The following is a 15,948-nucleotide window of genomic DNA, read 5'->3' on the forward strand; positions in this document are numbered from 1 at the left end:
CTGACTTTAGTTATTTGGAGCGAAATGTTTCGCTGAGAATGACATCCTGAAGAAGCGACTGGATTGGATATCCTGCCTCTGCATTACGCTGCAAAATTTCTCCAATGATCGGACAATCCGCAAATGAGATCCCGGCACCGGTCGCAAATACTAGGAATCGCTCGGTCAGATTTCGAGCAAGCTGCTCTTGTTGACCACACAAGTACGTGCGGAACTGGTAAATATCGTGGAACCGAAATCCATCTTGGGTGACCCCGGACGCATCTACAGGTAAGCCGCGTTTGTACTTCACATCTCGGAGTGCCACTTTGATATCGACTTCGTCTCCCTCGCCAATACTTCGGTAGTGATCGCGCCACTTACCCATGACGTCAAAGCTCTCTAGCGCGAACCCAGGCGGGTCGATCGCGGCATGACAGCTAGCACATGATTCCAATTGGCTGTGTTTGGCAAGTTGCTCGCGAACCGTTACAGCACCACGCGTATCAGGCTCAATCGAACCCGCACCCGGCGGCGGTGGAGAGGGTGGTGTTCCCAGAATTCTGTCCATGACCCAGACACCCCGCAGGACGGGAGATGTCGTCAAACCGTTTGCCGTAACCTTCATCACGCTAGACTGTGTTAGAAGGCCCCCTCGTAAAGAATCCGGCGGCAAATTGACTCGTCGAATTGACAATCCTTTCACTTCGTCGATGCCGTATAACTCTGCAAGTCGTTCGTTGATCAACACAAAGTCTGCATCGACGACCGTGCGGACCGGTAGGTTCTGCCGAATCATCTCTTCGAGCGTCGCTTCTGTTTCCGCAACGCACGAATCAACGAGGTGATTGTCACAGAAGTACTCTGGGAATAGGAATCGATCCGGGGACGTGTCGTGAACATGGCGAAGGTCCAGCCACTGGCCAGCAAAGTCGCTGATAAACCTCTTTGATTTTGGATCTCGAAGCATTCGGGAAAATTGCAGCTTAAGCCCCTTATCGGTCAACAGTTCTCCCGTTTGTGCAGACGCCATCAGTTCGTCATCGGGTATGCTACGCCATAGTAGAAAAGAAAGTCGACTGGCTAAGGCTTCCCCATCAAGTCGGCCAGGCATCTCTTGGAAATAGAGGAAATCAGGCGAACACAGGACGGCCTTGTAAGCTAATCGCATAGCATCCTGAAAACACGCTCGGCGATCGATGGCCTCGACAGCGAACGCTAGACAACGTTGTACTTCTGATTCATCCGGAGTGCGTCGATATGCTCGAGCCATGAAGCTCTGACCTGCCCCCACGAATGAAACCAGTCTTTAAGTTGTAGTCTTCAAGGATTCTTCCAGGGGAAGGTGCTGGAGCGTAGCGGAAGCAGCTTCCCCTGGAAGAATTGCCTCCGGTGCCGGTGGACGGTACCCCAGCGAACTGTGCGGGCGTACCGTGTTGTACTCGACTCGCCACCGTTCGATCAACACTTTTGCCTCCAGCAGCGTGTCGAAGATCTCTCGATCGAGTAGTTCATCTCGCAGCTTCCCGTTGAAGGATTCGATGTAGCCATTCTCCCACGGGCTGCCAGGTTCGATGTACAGGGTGTTCACCTCGACTCGCTCCAGCCAGTCACGGACCTTAGTGGCGGTGAACTCTGAGCCGTTGTCGCTGCGAATGAAGTCTGGCACGCCACGGCGAACGAACAGGTCGCTAAGACGCTCCAAGACATCCTCGCTGGTCAGTTGACGAGCCACATCGATCGCCAAGCACTCGCGAGTATACTCGTTGATCAGCGTCAGCATACGGAAGGCTCGACCATCGTGCGTTCGGTGATGCACGAAGTCATAGCTCCAGACCTCATCACGATGACTCGGCCGCAGGCGAACGCACGAACCATCATTAAGCCACAGGCGACGTCGTTTCGGCTGCCTTTTTGGTACTTTCAAGCCCTCGCGACGCCATAAGCGTTCGATGCGTTTATGGTTCACCTGCCAACCTTTCCGGCGTAACATCTCAGTGATTCGCCGATAGCCATAACGGCCATACTGTTCAGCAAGTTCAATCATCTCCCGGACTAGGCGAGGCTCGTCGTCGGGGACCCAGCGAACACGGCGCTGAGTGGAACGAGGCTGTCCCAGCACCCGGCAGGCCCTCCGTTCTGATACTCGCTCGCGTCCCAAAGTATCTCGCACGTGCTCGACGATTCGCCGTCGCTTGTCCGGGCTCAGAAGTTTCCCGAAGCGGCTTCCTTCAGGATCGCCTTGTCGAGTTCGGCATCAGCCAGCAGTCGCTTCAGGCGAGCATTCTCCTTCTCGAGCTCTTTCAAACGCTTGGCCTGATCGGTACGAACACCGCCGTACTCCTTCCGCCAGCGATAGTAAGTCTGCTCCGTGACGCCGATCGCCTTGCAGGCCTGGGCAATCGTCTTGTCCTGAGAGAGAAGCACCTCCGCTTCGCGGAGATGCTGGATGATCTGCTCAGGCGTGAATCTTCTTCTAGGCATAAGAAATCTCCCTTCAATGGGCATGCATTCAGCAAAAACTAATTTACCGAATGGACGCTGTTGAAGGGGGCAGGTCAAGATGTACCGGCTCAACTTCCCTAACACACCGCTATACCACGGTGACATTGCCAATCTCACGGTCGAGGAAGCTCTTCGACTGAGTGGACTGGCCGAGGGTGAACTCGACATCTTCGACGGGTCGCCACCATGTCAGGGGTTCTCCATCGCTGGCAAAAGACAGTTTCACGATGCACGAAATCAACTCTTCAAGGAGTACGTCCGACTGCTTCGAGGTCTGAAGCCCAAGGCATTCATCATGGAAAACGTGGCTGGCATGGTGAAAGGGAAGATGAAGAAGATTTTCGCCGAATGCCTGACCGAACTGAAGGCCAGTGGCTACCGAGTGAAGGCCAAACTCCTTGACTGCTCTTACTTTGGGGTGCCTCAGATGCGGAAGCGTCTGATCTTCATTGGGATACGAAGGGAACTAGGATTTGAACCTAGTCACCCCCTGCCAAAAGGACCAGTCGTCTCGATCATGGAAGCCATTGACGGTGCGGACACTTCTGGCGTCCCTGAGTTGAATGACCGATATGGCCTTCTTTACGACCAAGTACCTCATGGCAAGAGTGCCGACTATGTGATTGGCACTGGCTACTCTTCGTGCGTAAAGCCTCACCCTCACAAGCCATCGCCAACACTTCCCAAGACACAAACTGGCAGAGGCTTCGCCACGATTGTTCATCCCTATGAGAGACGTGCGTTGAGTATTGGCGAGGCCAAACGGATCGGATCGTTTCCCGACGACTTCCAGTTAACCGGTTCTTACAGCGAACAATGGGCACGTATTGGGAACAGTGTGCCGCCTTTGTTCATGCGTCAGATTGCGTCCCACGTCGCTAACAATCTGAGCCAACACGTTAGCGAAAGGTTAGCTCCGAATTAGCCGAAACGGGGCTGAGGCGATTGAGGAAACCGTGCTTAATGATTCGTGTCGGTCGCACGTTGCGACTGGCGAAACACAACTCTTTCCGACAAGGAAAACGAATCATGGCGAAGAAGACCACCAACGCACGCAAGACCACGACCGACAAAGCAGCCACCAGCGGCGAACAGTCCAAAAGCGACTTGATCCGGGCTTGGTTCAAAGAGAATCCCAAGGGAACGGCAACGCAATGTCAGCGAGCGATGAAGGAAAAGCACAATATCGAAGTCGTCTCGTCCCATTGCCAACAAGTGAAGAACGAAGCGAAGCAAACGGTTGATCTCGACACGATCAAAACAGCCGCCGAGTTCGTCAAGACGCACGGCAATGTGGAGGACGCCCTCGTCGCCATCGATCAGGTCGGCGACTTCATCACCCAATGCGGCAACGCCAAGAAGGCGAAAGCGGCTCTCGAAGCGTATCAAGCGATGGCAGCCGTGATCGGCTAGTTCTTAGTTCCATTCATCCAAGCCCCGTGCGATCCACGGGGCTTTCTTTATTTCTTGAGGAATACAATCATGCGAAGTCTAAATCAGAAGGCCACCAAGACCTTCCTAAAACTCGTGGACGGTTTAGATCATGTCGGGGCCAATAAGAAAATCGACAACGCAGCAGGGGCGTTCATGCCCGTCTGCGTCGAGATCATCGCTGAGCCATCGCAGTTTAGGAATGGCTGTTTCGTCGTGGCCGTGACCCACTACTATGAGAGCAATGGCGATCTCGTGACCGATCCCGAAGTGACTTTCCTAGTGACTGCTGAAAAGACCGTCTTTCCGCTGACATTCGAGCAAGGAGGCGTATGCTATCGAGTCGCCGCCAAGATCGAGAACGGTAAGATCATGTTCGATAAGGCAGCACAAAGAGATCTCGCTCTATTCTGCAATGACTGGATGGCGAACATCGCCGAGCAGCAAGACTTCTAAGAGGGATTCCAAAATTTGGAATGCCTACAGCGGCGTGAATACTCGAATTGCTAGTGAGTCTCCATCAAGAAGGAGAGACACAGTTATTCAGTCTTTCTCGCCGCTTTTCCCAATCAGGCATCAGGGCTTTAAGCAATCGATAGAAGCCCGGACCGTGATTGTGTTCTTGCAAGTGACAAATTTCGTGGACAATCACGTACTCGATGCACTGCTTAGGGGCGATTACCAGATCTGGATTTAGCAAGATATGGCCTTCTTTGGTACAACTCCCCCAGCGATTCTTCATTCGGCGAATCTCGAAACGGTCTGCCTTGATTCCATGTCGCTCAACCTTTGTGGCCATGTCGTCGAATAACTCTTGGAAGACCGCTTCCGCACGTTTTCGGAACCAACTGACAACAAGCGTCTTGATGCGTGTCTTTTTCGATGGATCAACGAGAGTGACGTTGATCTGCCCACGTGACATCTTGACGGTTTCCTCGTCCCCTTGATGGACTCGCAACCGATACTGCCGTCCCAAGTACCGATGCGACTCGCCACTGACATAGCGTCGAGGGGGAATCGTTGGCAGATAGTTTTCAAAGAATCGCTGCTGTTGGACGATCCATGCCGCTCGTTTGTGCATCTTTTCATCGATGGCGTTATCGTCCGCACCTTTTGGGGCAGTCACAACAACCGACAAATCGGGATGCACATCAATCGCTAACGTCTTACGTGCAGAGTATAGAAGCTGGTATTCAATCCGCTTGCGTCCATATTGGATCGAGAGTCGTCGGGCATGGCCATTGTGCTCAGAGTCGCCATTGAGCGTCATGGCTGCGTCTCCCGTCGTTTGGCGACCCGCATGATTCCGTCAAGTATCTCATCGATGTCCTCGCTCGATAGGGGCAGGTCATAACGTCCTTTGGCGGAGAACATCAAATCGTCGAGATCGTTCATCATGGCATGGACCACATCACGGTTGTCCGTCCAGTCCCGAATCTTCCTTTCCTCAACGATCTTCTTCGCCTTCAACGCCGTCTCCGCAGCAATGCCAGCAAGATCCGTCCGACCATCCTCCGAGACCTTCTCAAAACCTTCCTGTAACAATCGGAAGTACGCTTTGGCCTCAGGATCACTTCTTAGCTCGGCAGGCACTTTGGACGATCCCTGTTCTTTGGCTTCATTCCATGCCTCAAACATCTTCTTGAGGTATTCTTCCTCACTCATCCGCTGTTCAAGGTATGCCTTAATCGCTTCGTCGATAACCTCAGACAGCTTTTGGTACAGAACGGGGTCTTCCTCCATCTTCTCCGTGCAGGTCTTCTTGACCCGTGAAGCGATGAAGTCCGCTTTCGCCGCCGTCCCCTCGATCTCGTCCAGTTCTTCTTCGAGATTATCCACTTCAAAGATATTTACTGGCTTGACGATCCGCTTCACTTCATCGGCACCGATGTACTTATCGACCATGTTGCGAATCTGGTCTTCGTACTCGCTGTAATCGACAGCCTCGTTGTATCGCTGCTTTACCGCCGCACGCAGATTACGGAAATACTTCATGTCCTGCACATAGCGTTGCACGGTCGCTTTCGGTGTCTCCTCATGAAACTTGGCTGAAGACATCGCCAGTTGCAGCGTCTTCGAGAACTCGTTGAGCGTATCGTAGAAATCCTGCCTCACATCTTCAGGACGAAGGTGCTGCTGCATCGCTTCTAAGTCCTGCTTATTCGGGACTTCGTTGAAGACTGCCCAAACATTGGTGTGGCGTTCACTCAGTTTGGAAATCTCATCCTCAAGATCGGTAAACGTCCCTTCGATGTCTTCCTCGTCGAAGTCCCCCAAGGCATCGTAAGTCTTTACAGCTTCATCGAGTGCCCCAAAGATACCTCGATAATCAACGACCAGCCCAAAGTCTTTGCCATCAAATAAACGGTTCACACGGGCAATAGCTTGCAGAATGTTGTGGTCTCGCAATCGCTTGTCGATGTACAACACTGTATTACAAGGTGCATCAAACCCGGTCAGCAGTTTGTCCACGCAGATGATAATTTCCGGCTTCGGTGTCTTCTCGAAGTCATCGATGATTCGTTCGAGGTATTTCTTCTCGGAACCGAATTCGTCCATCATCTTCTTCCAGAATTGTTGAATCTCTGGAATGTCTTCCTCTTCAATCGTTTCGTTGTCTTCCCGTGTATCAGGTGGCGAAATAATCACACGAGTTGAGACTGCCCGGTTAGGGTGTTCCTTGCCGATCTCCTCAAATAGCAGATGATACTTGAGTGCCATCGCTTTGCTGCTGACGGCAAACTGTCCTTTGAACTTCGTTCCTTTGAAGGTCTCACAAAAGTGGGTGGCAATATCAAAGGCGATCTCGTACAGTCGCTCCGAAGTCTTCGTCAGTTCCTCTTCCCGACGAAACTTCTTCTTGAGATCGGCTTTCTGCTCGTCGGACAAATCCTTGGTGATTCGATCAAACCACTTGTCGATGGCCTTCTGGTCGCCATGCATTTCCGACATCCGGCCTTCGTATAAGATTGGTGTGACTGCCTTGTCCTCGACCGCCTTCCGCATCGGGTAGGTGTGAATAAAGCCGCCGAACTTGGTAGCGGTACTCTTTTCCTGTTTGAGCAGCGGCGTGCCGGTAAAACCGATGTAACAGGCATTCGGGAAAACCTGCTTCATTTTGGCATGAGCCAGCCCGTATTGGCTGCGATGACTTTCATCTACCAGCACGAAGACATTGTTACTCTCGTCCCGTAGTTCATGAGTCGATGCAGCCGACTCAAACTTGTCGATAATCGTCGTGATGATGTCCACTTTACCTTGCGACACCAATTGAACCAGATGGCTACCGCTATTGGCCCGCTCAACTGATTTGCGACAGGCAAGGAACGTCTTCCAGATCTGCCGGTCGAGGTCAACTCGGTCGGTAACGATTACCACCTTAGGATTCTTAATCGTCGGTTCCAGCGACAACGCCTTGGCAAGCATCACCATTGTCAGGCTCTTGCCGCTGCCGGTCGTGTGCCAGATCACGCCGCCCGTTCGCTGCTGGTCTCCCTTCGACTTAGTGACTCTCGTCAGCGTTTCCCCGATGGCGAAATACTGCTGATAGCGAGCCACCTTTTTGATACTCTTGTCGAAGACGATGTACCGATACGCCATTTCCAACAGGCGTTCCGGTCGAAACAGACAGTACAGCAGCCGATCCTGTGGAGATGGCAACCGCTGCCCTGATGCAAGAATCTCCTGCATCTTGGCCGCAACCAACGGCTTTCTGCTCTCGTACATTCGGGCCAATTGTTCCGCCGTTAATGGCGTGTTGACTAGCTTGGCAAGTTTCACGTCTAGATCGTCGGCGTGTTCTTCCTTCCAAGCAGACCAGAACTTCTTGGGTGTGCCGGTCGTGGCGTACTTGCCGTGGTTCTGGCAGATCGATCCCAGAAGTTGAGAGCAGACGAACAGACCGGGAATCTCGTCCTGCCGCTGGTTGCGAAGATGTTGGCTGATGCCATCCTCAACCGCATCCCGTTGATCCGGTCGTTTGCACTCGATGACGGCCAAAGGAATCCCATTGACGAATAGTACAATGTCCGGTCGCCGTAGTTCGTGCGAAGCGGTCCGCTCGACCTCGAACTCATCGGCGATGTGGTAGACGTTATTCTCCGGGTGTTCCCAATCGATGTACTGAAGCGTGTAGCTCCGCTTGTTTCCGTCGATGGTCTGCTCAATCGCTTTCCCCAGCGTCAGCAGATCGAATACCTGCTCATTCGTCTTCACCAAACCATCGAAGGGGATGTTCGTTAGGGCATCAACGGCAGTCTTGAGGTTGCTCTCGGTGAAATCGTGCGTCTGTCCTTTGAAGGTGATCTGGTTCAGCTTACGGAGTTGCACGGTGAGAATCGCTTCCAACACAACTCGGCTGCGTTTGCCGCCCCGCAGGTCGAGTGATTCGGTCGGCGTGAGATATTGGTATCCAACTGCCTGCAAAAGTTGTAACGCAGGCAAATGCGAGACCAAATCTTCGAGGAACTCCGATACTGCCATGCGTCACCCATTCACCGTATTGGCATCCACGTTGACCCGGACTTTGCCGGTAAGAAGCTGCTGCATCAGCCCCTTCTTTTGTTCTTTTAGGTATTTTAGTCTGCTTTGGTCGTACTTCAGTTCTCGAACTGCGGTACGCAAGACCTCAACGATCCGCCGCTGTTCCTCAATGCTGGGTGGAACAAACACCTTTCGCTTGAGGAGTTCGCTTGCGGAGAAAAGCAGGCGAAGTCGTTCTGCAAAGAATCCATTGCAAGCCAACAAGATTTGGTGTCGAAACCACGAAGTTTCAGAAATGAATCCCAGAAACGAAATGTCAAACGCATCCTCATTTTTCGCTATCAGAACCGTGTACTGATCCGAGATATAAGTGTTGTGAAACTTTTTAGGGACAAGTCCCATCGCACCGTATGCTGCCTGAATGTTGGAGATCAGAAAGTCATTTTGTTCGATAGTAAATAGCTTCTTCACCTTTATCTGATGCCCATACGCAGGCTCTCGGAAAAACATTCCTTTCGAGTGTCGTCGAATGCTCGCAAGCTTGTACAACTGTTCGTCGTCCCATGAAATTGGACGCTTGACGGACTTAGTTAACTTTCCAAGCTCTACCCATTTCCAAGATCTCCCTTCAAACTCCTTGAATCGCACCTTGCCCGTGAGAAGCTGCTGCATGAGAGCTTGTTTGCGTTTCTGCTTGGCGGCGATCAGCTTCTCGGTCAATTCAATCGCCCGATCCCACGTCGAAAGAATGGCGGCGATCTTTTGCTGTTCGGGAATGGGCGGTTGAAGAATGTCCAGTTTTCGAAAGTATGGCAATCCAATCGTTTTGATAGTTGAACCTACGGCGACTCTTTCGAACTCCTTCTTTGTCAATTGGAGCCAGTAATAGAGAAAGGTGTTATCCAAGTGCGGTCCGCAGTTCCACACTACAAAGTGTTGGCTGACAGCCATTGGCTCAGTTGTAATGGCACTCTTGCCAACACCTGCATCTCTCGAAACGATGACGACTCCGGGTGGATGAAGCACTGCCGAGGAGTTTGCGATTCCTGCCTCGGAAATTTCATCTTCCGTATCGCTGATCCAACGTCGATCAAGTTTGTCGGAATCTTTCAGTGATACCCATTTAATTCCACCGCCGTAATACTCAGGGAATCTTTTGTCTGGCGTGTGTCCTGTGCCTCTCTTTGCAAGATCATCAAGAAGGCTGATCTTCCAACCGTCTGGGACTCTGAACCGTCCGTCTTGTTGAAGTCGTTTGAGAAACATTATGGACGGTCCCCAACTCTGAAACCCAACTCCTTCAGATACCCCTGCATCTGCTCTTGGACTTGGGCTAACTCGCCATCGAGTTCGTCAATCTCTTCTTGCACCGCCCGGATGTCGATCTCCTCTTCCTCTTCGAACGTGTCCACATAGCGGGGAATGTTCAAATTGAAATCGTTCTCTTTGATCTCATCGAAGTGGGCGACATAGGCGTACTTGTCTATGCTCTCCCGTGCGGTGTACGTGGCGACGATCTTTTCCAAGTGAGCGTCCGACAGCGACACCTGATTCTTGCCGTCCACGTATTCCCGACTGGCGTCGATGAAGACGACCGACTTGTCGGGCTTCTGCTTGCGGAAGACGAGAATGGCGGCGGGGATGCCGGTGCCGAAGAACAGGTTCGCCGGAAGACCGATCACGGCATCGAGCAGGTTTTCTTCGATGAGTTGCTGGCGAATCTTCCCTTCGGTCGAGCCACGGAACAGCACGCCATGCGGCACGACCACGCCGACCCGTCCGCTGGTCTCGGTGATCGTCTCAATCATGTGCGAGATGAAGGCGAAGTCCCCTTTGCTCTTGGGCGGAATGCCTCGATGAAAGCGGTTGTAATGATCGGCACCCGCTTCGTCGGCTCCCCATTTGTCGAGCGAAAACGGCGGATTGGCGACGACGACTTCGAACTTCATCAGCCGGTCGTCGGAGAGGAGTTTGGGGTTGCGGATCGTGTCGCCCCATTCGATGCGGGCGTTGTCCATGCCGTGCAGGAACATGTTCATCTTGGCGAGTGCCCACGTCGCCCCGATGTTCTCCTGTCCCCACAGCGAGAAGTCTTTCGAGCCGACCTGATTGCCGCACTTGATGAGTAGCGACCCCGACCCGCACGCCGGATCGCAGATGCGTTCTCCCGGCTGCGGATCGACCAGACGAGCGATGAGTTGCGAGACTTCAGGCGGTGTATAGAACTCGCCTGCTTTCTTTCCGGCCCCGGCTGCAAATCGGCCAATGAGGTACTCGTAGGCGTTGCCGATAACATCCATATTCCCGACCCGGCTAGGACGCAGGTCGAGACGGGGATCGCTGAAATCTTCTAGCAGCGATTTGAGTCGGTTGTTTCTCTCCTTGGTCTGGCCAAGGCTGGCTTCCGAGTTGAAGTCGATGTTGCGGAAGACCCCTTCGAGCTTGGCCTTGTTGGAGTCTTCGATCTCATCGAGGACGGTGTTGATGATCTCGCCAATATTGGCGGCGTTCCGCTGTTCATAGAGCGACATGAACGTGCAATGAGCAGGCAAGACAAAACGCTCTCGCTTGAGTCGCCGCTGAATCCGCTCTTCGTCGTCACCGTACTCGGCTTTCAGTTGGTCGTAATGATCCTGCCAGACATCGGAGATGTATTTCACGAACAACATCACAAGGATGTAATTCTTGTACTCCGAGGGATCGACCGCTCCTCGGAAGGTATCACACGCTTTCCAAAGAATGCCGTTGATCTCAGCCTGCGAGACGGTCGCCGACGCTTTGCCGTTTCCGTTTGCCATGTCGCCTCATGCGTTCTATCGGTCAAGAAGTGGTACGGAAGAGGATATGCCCATCATTCCAGCTTCACCACGATAAAGCATTCCAAGGGCAACGCAACCATCGTGTGGTGCATCCCACGCAAGTGGGGCGATCAAGATGCCAAGGGGACCGGAAAGCTCGTCAGAAGCGGCGTGGGGAGATGTGGGGTGGTCGTTTTGGCGGCCCGAATTTTACACACGGGCTTTCACACCATTTTACACACATTTTTGACACACAAGGCGTCGTCGTAAGTTGTTTCCAAATAAGAACTTACAAGTCGGGGTGACACGATTTGAACGTGCGACCTCTGCGTCCCGAACGCAGCGCTCTACCAGGCTGAGCCACACCCCGATGGGTTACGGGCAACCATGTGGATGTGGTGAATGCCCGCTGAAGATTTGGATTTTAATCCGCTGCGGAAGGTTCGGTCAACCTGACTGGCTGGCCGGAATCTTCGACTCGGTGGGCTTCCAGGCAACCAGTTGCAGCTCGACATTGCTTCGGCCGCGGAATGTGTTGATCACCGGATGATAGGCGATATCGAGCGGGCCATCGGTTGCTTCCAACTCGTCGGCCCATTCGCCTCGGCCGAAGGCGACGCCTCGGATTTTCACGCCGTGATGTTCCAACTGAATGGCCAGGTGCCGTTCGCCGCCGCCGATCTTTCTCGGTGGGGCTGCCAGTTTGGCTCCGGTGGCACACATCAAGGGCCGAGGGTTGCTTTGGCCGAACGGGCCTAGCTGGTCGATCTGTTCGACGATCTGACGAGTCAACTGCGTGAACGGGGCTTCGGCGTCGATCACTAGTTCGGAAACGCGGTCTTCGTCGGTGACGTTTGCGGCGGCGTATTCGCAGAACTCGTGGCGGAAGTTTTCGATTTGTGATTCATCGATTTGCAGACCGGCTGCCGCGGCGTGGCCACCGTGTCCCAGTAATAAGTGGTCGCAGGCCTGGAGCGCCTCGTGAAGGTTCAAGCCATTGGCCGAACGGCACGAACCGACGCCTGGTTTCACGCCTGCTTCGTCCAAGGCGATCATCACCACCGGGCGATTGTACTTGTCGGAAAGTCGACCGGCGACGATACCGATGATGCCGGGGTGCCAGCCGTGGCCGGCGAGGACGAGCGCCGGGTCGTTTTCCGGATCGAACTCGTCTTTGATCTGTTTCGTGGCGGCCAATTGAACGCTGCGTTCCAAGCTCGAACGGCTATCGTTGAGCTGATGCAGATAGTCGGCCAAGGCGGCTGCCCGTTCGTTGGAATCGGTCGTCAGCAACTCGATCGCCAGTTGGGCTTGTCCCAGTCGCCCGGCCGCGTTGAGACGTGGTGCCAGAGTGAAACCGATGTCGTCACTGGCCAGGCTGGGCTTATCGCTGAGGCCGGTGACTTTAGCCAGCGCGCTCACGCCAGGCACGGGAAACTCGCGGAGGCAGTTCAGGCCATGACGCACCAACAGGCGGTTTTCATCGGTCAAGGGAACAACGTCCGCGACCGTACCGATCGAGGCCAGTCCCACGGCCGACAATAAATAGTTCTTGTAGCGATCGGTGACGCGTTTGGAATCGCATTCCAGTTGGCACAGCGCCCAGGCAAGCTTCAGCGCGACGCCAGCTCCACATAGTCCGCCGAACGGATAGTTCGTCCCCGGCAGACGTGGATGGACCAGCACCTTGGCATCGGGAAGTTGATCCCCCATTTCGTGATGGTCGGTAACGATCAGTTCCAGTCCCAACTCTTTGGCATGCTGGGCTTCGGCCACGCTGGCGATGCCGCAGTCGACGGTGATGACCAGGTCGGTCTCGCGCTCGGCCAGCTTGTCTAAGGCCTCGTTGTTCAGGCCGTATCCTTCGTCGATGCGATGCGGAACGTAGTACGAAACGGACGCTCCCATCAGCTTCAAGCAGCGATACAGAATGGCGGTCGACGTGATGCCGTCGGCGTCGTAGTCGCCGTAAATGGTGATCTTTTTGTCGCAGTGGGCAGCGGCGTGGATGACGGCGGCGGCTTCCTTTACGCCGGGGAGAAGTTCCGGATCGCGGAGGCCGGATAGCTTGGCGTCGAGGAATTCGCGGGCCGCTTCGGCGTCTCGGATGCCACGGCAAACCAGCAATTGGGCAACCACCGGAGGAATGCTAGCGGCTCGTTCCAGAGAGCGGACGATGGAAATATCGTGCGGTAGAATTCGCCAGGTCGCATCCATGAATCGGGGATCGCTCCATCAGTCGAGAAAAGAGGTAGGCCAAAACCCAGATTATCAAGAGAATGCCGTCAATTGCCAGCCCCAAAGTGAGAAGGTTTGGTCTACTGCTGGTGCTTGGGAACGGTCGGCGCATACAAGAAGCCGGATCCTGGGGAACCGGCCTTTTCGCTGTGGGCAACTTCTCGCGGCGTGGCGATAGGGGCACGCGACAGCGCGAGCTTATTTCTTCTTTTCAGCGTGAACCGTGTGCTTACGCAGACGGGGGCAGTACTTCTTCAGGCGAAGCTTTTCACCACCTGGCTTGCGGCGGAGCGAGTAGTTGTAGTCGCCCGTTTCTTCGCAAACGAGAAATACAGTTTCAGCTTTTTTATTCTTCTTGGCCATGGCTGGGACCAATTACCTGCTATACGGTCTACAGATTGATTTGTCGAAACCCTAGTTTTTAGCAAACGGCTCCCTTTATGGGAAGGGCCGAAGGCTCGTTGCCGGGGAACTTCGTACCAGTTTCCCGGGGCTCATGAAAAAAGTCGAGAAATCTAAACGACCGAGAGTACATGCATAGGGGAAATTCGTTCCTCTCCATGTAAAGATTCGCAATAAACTGCCGTTTAGGATGCGAATAAGACAGAGAACACGAAAACTCATCCATGCCACATTGCTGACAGGACGGTTGCCACCCTTGGTGGGGGTGTTGTGAAGGTTCGTTCACCGTAGAATGCTTTTAGTGATGAATCTCCTCCACTTTGCCACCCATTGGTGAACTGGTATCGGCTAACTTCAAGGCCCTTTTCTTTCCTTGAAGGCCGGATCCATGTGTCGCGTAAAGCGTGACCATGTAATGAGTTATTGGTCTCCGCTTCTAGCGTGAAGCGACGAATTCCACGGAGAATTGAAATGGCTCAAGTTGACGCTGATCAAGAATCGCATGAAGAACATGAAGAACAGAAGCCAAAAATCGCCACGCGCTTCATGTTGTTTACGGCCGTTCCTTCCTGGCTGATCAGCTTGGTTGTTCACCTGGTGTTCTTCCTGATCTTGCTGACGATCTTCATGCCGCCGGTCAAGAAGGATAAACGCACCCTGACCATCAACGATTCCGCCGACGCGGAGGAAATTGAAGAACTGGTCATGGAAGAGTTCGAGCCGATCGACGAGCAGACGCTTGAGTTCGACGACCCACCCGAGCAGCCTGAAGAGGCCATCTTGAGCGACGAGATCGTCGTCTCCGAATTCCAGGAAGAAATGGCCGCCACGCAGATGGTCGAGCTGAGTGACTTCGCCGAAGAGACCATGCCTTTTTCCGACATCATGAGCGAAGTGGCTGGCGTCGATGGCAATGCGACTTCCGGTCGCGGTCAGGCCACGCGTACCCAGATGCTGCGGGAAAATGGTGGTACCGGGGCCAGCGAACAGGCCGTGGTATGGGGTATTCAATGGATCGCCGAGCATCAGCTGAAAGATGGTACCTGGAGCTTCGATCACCGCCGCGGAGCCAAGAAGCCTGGCAGCAAGGACTGGGGATCGTTTGGCGACTCTCCGCGTGCCGCGACGGCGATGGCACTGTTGCCGTTCCTTGGCTCAGGCATCACTCATAAAGAAGGCAAGTATAAGAAGCAGGTCGAAGCTGGTCTCGGCTCGTTGATCAAGCTGATGGAAGTCCGCGGCGATACCGGTAGCTTCCGTGAGCAGGAAGGCAACATGTATTCGCACGGCCTGGCGACCATCGCCGTCTGCGAAGCGTACGCCATGACGCAGGACAAGAACCTGTTGGGCCCTGCTCAGTACTCCATCAATTACATTCAAGCCGCTCAAGACCCCGTCGGTGGTGGATGGCGTTATCAGCCTCGACAGCCTGGGGACACTTCGGTGGTGGGTTGGCAGTTGATGGGACTTAAAAGTGGTCACATGGGCTACCTGAGCGTTCGTAAGAACACGATCGCCGGCGCGATCAAGTTCCTCGATTCGGTCCAGACCAAGAACGGTGCCGCCTACGGTTACGCCGATGCCGGCAACAAGCCGTCGATGAACGCCGTGGGGCTGCTCTGCCGCATGTACACCGGTTGGAAGAAAGAGAACCCAGCCCTGCAGCAAGGCGTGAAGGACCTGGGTGCCCGCGGACCGAGCCTGGGGAACAACTCCGACATGTACTATAACTACTACGCGACCCAGGTCATGCGTCAGTATGGTGGTCCGGAGTGGGAAACCTGGAACGAGAAGATGCGTGAATTCCTGATCAAGCAGCAGGTTCCCCAAGGTCAGGCTGAAGCGGGCAGCTGGCACTTCAACGGCCCGCATACCGAACGGGGCGGACGCTTGTACAACACCTCGCTTTCGCTGTTGACTCTGGAGGTTTACTACCGCCACCTGCCGATCTACAAAGCGAGTGCTTCCGAGGAAGACTTCCCGCTGTAGTCGATACGATCGATTCAATCGAACCTGGAAAACCTCGCTGCAGGCAAGCGACTGCCGGCGAGGTTTTTTGTTGCGCGGGTAGGAAGGGATTCTGGCCTATAGTTTTCCGTTTTCAGCCAGTACT

At 54.0% G+C, this 15,948-nt stretch carries 12 protein-coding genes and 1 tRNA gene; 4 read left to right on the forward strand and 9 right to left on the reverse strand.

All coding sequences use genetic code 11. From position 1 onward, the window contains the following. Nucleotides 1-10 precede the first annotated feature (10 nt). Nucleotides 11-1,252 (reverse strand): DUF1592 domain-containing protein, encoded by a 1,242-nt coding sequence (locus Pan97_RS03620; protein WP_144970789.1) that lies wholly within the window; start codon nt 1,250-1,252, stop codon nt 11-13. 36 nt (nt 1,253-1,288) lie between these two features. After that, a protein-coding gene (locus tag Pan97_RS03625; protein ID WP_144970036.1) for an IS3 family transposase occupies nt 1,289-2,463 on the reverse strand; the annotation gives its coding sequence in 2 pieces (ribosomal slippage) (nt 1,289-2,199 and nt 2,199-2,463; 1,176 coding nt in all). Nucleotides 2,464-2,542: 79 nt separating this feature from the next. Here Pan97_RS03625 and Pan97_RS03630 point away from each other — a divergent pair. From Pan97_RS03630 to Pan97_RS03640, 3 genes are all read left to right on the forward strand, one after another. Further along, nucleotides 2,543-3,409, forward strand: coding sequence for a DNA cytosine methyltransferase (locus Pan97_RS03630; protein WP_144970790.1), 867 nt, complete (start codon nt 2,543-2,545; stop codon nt 3,407-3,409). 104 nt (nt 3,410-3,513) lie between these two features. Next, nucleotides 3,514-3,897, forward strand: coding sequence for a hypothetical protein (locus tag Pan97_RS03635; protein ID WP_144970791.1), 384 nt, complete (start codon nt 3,514-3,516; stop codon nt 3,895-3,897). Nucleotides 3,898-3,966: 69 nt separating this feature from the next. Continuing rightward, complete coding sequence (locus tag Pan97_RS03640; RefSeq protein ID WP_144970792.1) at nt 3,967-4,371, forward strand: DUF6908 domain-containing protein; 405 nt, start codon at nt 3,967-3,969, stop codon at nt 4,369-4,371. A gap of 64 nt (nt 4,372-4,435) precedes the next feature. Here the strand turns inward: Pan97_RS03640 and Pan97_RS03645 are convergent, their stop codons facing one another. The 7 genes from Pan97_RS03645 to rpmG form a co-directional block, all read right to left on the reverse strand. Continuing rightward, complete coding sequence (locus Pan97_RS03645; protein WP_144970793.1) at nt 4,436-5,185, reverse strand: M48 family metallopeptidase; 750 nt, start codon at nt 5,183-5,185, stop codon at nt 4,436-4,438. Next, the gene (locus tag Pan97_RS03650) at nt 5,182-8,397 is read right to left on the reverse strand and encodes a type I restriction endonuclease subunit R (protein WP_144970794.1); all 3,216 of its coding nucleotides are present in this window, start codon (nt 8,395-8,397) and stop codon (nt 5,182-5,184) included. Before Pan97_RS03650 ends, Pan97_RS03645 begins: the two co-directional genes overlap by 4 nt. 3 nt (nt 8,398-8,400) lie before the next feature. After that, a complete protein-coding gene (locus Pan97_RS03655; protein ID WP_144970795.1) occupies nt 8,401-9,663 on the reverse strand; it encodes a restriction endonuclease subunit S in 1,263 nt (420 codons plus the stop codon). Continuing rightward, on the reverse strand, nt 9,663-11,195 hold the full coding sequence (locus Pan97_RS03660) for a type I restriction-modification system subunit M (RefSeq protein ID WP_144970796.1): 1,533 nt from the start codon (nt 11,193-11,195) through the stop codon (nt 9,663-9,665). Before Pan97_RS03660 ends, Pan97_RS03655 begins: the two co-directional genes overlap by 1 nt. Before the next feature lie 296 nt (nt 11,196-11,491). After that, a tRNA-Pro gene (locus tag Pan97_RS03665) sits at nt 11,492-11,565 on the reverse strand. Nucleotides 11,566-11,642: 77 nt separating this feature from the next. Then, entirely contained in the window at nt 11,643-13,412 is a 1,770-nt protein-coding gene (recJ, locus tag Pan97_RS03670; RefSeq protein WP_144970797.1) for a single-stranded-DNA-specific exonuclease RecJ, read from the reverse strand. 219 nt (nt 13,413-13,631) lie between these two features. Then, nucleotides 13,632-13,796, reverse strand: a complete 165-nt coding sequence (gene rpmG / locus Pan97_RS03675) for a 50S ribosomal protein L33 (RefSeq protein WP_105329541.1) — start codon at nt 13,794-13,796, stop codon at nt 13,632-13,634. Nucleotides 13,797-14,306: 510 nt separating this feature from the next. On the opposite strand from rpmG, the gene Pan97_RS03680 reads away from it, so the two are divergent. Beyond that, a complete protein-coding gene (locus tag Pan97_RS03680) occupies nt 14,307-15,824 on the forward strand; it encodes a prenyltransferase/squalene oxidase repeat-containing protein (RefSeq protein WP_144970798.1) in 1,518 nt (505 codons plus the stop codon). The last annotated feature ends 124 nt before the right edge of the window (nt 15,825-15,948 follow it).

This window comes from Bremerella volcania, assembly GCF_007748115.1.
Lineage (GTDB): Bacteria > Planctomycetota > Planctomycetia > Pirellulales > Pirellulaceae > Bremerella > Bremerella volcania.